The 840-nt window shown below is 67.0% G+C and carries 1 protein-coding gene; it reads left to right on the forward strand.

Annotated elements, in window-relative coordinates; translation table 11 throughout:
- The coding region (locus ACTJLF_RS34615) for a phosphopantetheine-binding protein (protein WP_440884902.1) at positions 1–840 on the forward strand (840 nt) is incomplete at both ends.

Consider the following 840-nt stretch of genomic DNA (forward strand, 5'->3'; position numbering starts at 1 on the left):
CAACGGAAGCAGGCTGTACCGCACGGGAGACCTTGTGCGGTGGAACAACGAGGGCCAGCTGGAATACCTGGGGCGGATCGACCACCAGGTGAAGGTGCGGGGCTTCCGCATCGAGCTGGGGGAGATCGAGGCGGGGCTGCAGGCCCAGCCTGAAGTGCGTGAAGCGGTCGTCGTGGCGAACGAGGGCCCTGCGGGCACGAGGCTGGTGGCCTATGTCTCGGGCCAAGGCATCGATACGGCAGTGCTCAAGCAGAAGCTGGGCGAGGCGCTGCCGGACTACATGGTCCCGAGCGTGATCGTGGAGCTGCAGGCGTTGCCGCTGAACGCGAACGGGAAGGTGGACCGCAAGGCGCTGCCTGCGCCGGAGTTCACGAGCGAGAGGGCGTACGAGGCGCCCGAGGGGGAGGTCGAGGAGGCTCTGGCAGCCATCTGGGCCGAGGTGCTGGGCGTGACCCGTGTGGGCCGCAACGACAACTTCTTCGAGCTCGGTGGTCACTCGCTGCTGGCGCTGAGGCTGCTGGAGAGCGTGCGCGAGCGTGGCTGGAGCGTGCAGGTGCGCACGCTGTTCCAGCACCCGCAGCTGGCGTCCTTCGCGCAGGCGCTGCTGCAGGAGCAGGGGCGGGTGGAGGTGGTCGTGCCAGAGAACGGTATTCCTGCCGACTGCGAGGCGATCCGCCCGGACATGCTCACGCTGATCGAACTGGACGAAGCACAGATCAAGCGGATCGAGGCGAAGGTCACGGGTGGAGCCCTGAACATCCAGGACATCTACCCGCTGGCGCCGCTGCAGGAGGGGATGCTGTTCCACCACCTGCTGCAGACGCAAGGGGATGCGTACAT

Source organism: Variovorax sp. 22077 (assembly GCF_052044195.1).
GTDB classification, from domain to species: Bacteria; Pseudomonadota; Gammaproteobacteria; order Burkholderiales; family Burkholderiaceae_C; genus Variovorax; species Variovorax atrisoli.